Source organism: Verminephrobacter aporrectodeae subsp. tuberculatae At4, assembly GCF_000193225.1.
Taxonomy (GTDB): Bacteria; Pseudomonadota; Gammaproteobacteria; order Burkholderiales; family Burkholderiaceae_C; genus Acidovorax; species Acidovorax aporrectodeae.
In genome coordinates, this window is record NZ_AFAL01001080.1 from 1 (window position 1) to 329 (window position 329).

1 protein-coding gene is annotated in these 329 nt (G+C 63.5%); it reads right to left on the reverse strand.

Annotated features, from left to right (window positions below; translation table 11 throughout):
- A partial coding sequence (locus VTU_RS30495; RefSeq protein ID WP_010110851.1) for a hypothetical protein occupies positions 1–308 on the reverse strand: 308 nt, incomplete at its 3' end.
- Positions 309–329 lie beyond the last annotated feature (21 nt).

Genomic DNA, 329 nt, shown 5'->3' on the forward strand with positions numbered 1-329 from the left:
TCGTTGGCCGCGGTGTTGCCTGCCGGGATTGTCAGCCGCCACAGAGGAACGGCATCAGCCGGGGCGCTCTGTCCAAGCGAGCTGCACTGGGAGTCAATGCTGTCACCGTTGATCCGCAGGTAGAGCTCGCAGGTTTGCGCCGTGCCGCCGGGGTTGGAGGGTACGCTGGCGCCGTTGGTGCGCGGGCCGATGCTGTAAAGACGTCCGCCAATAAAAAACGTCCCGGCGGTAAAGTCCAAGCTGCGGCTTGCGCTGCTGCTCTTGGATACCGACAGGCCGTTCTTCCACCCCCGGTTATAGAAAATCACCTCCCCCCGCTGCACACGAGG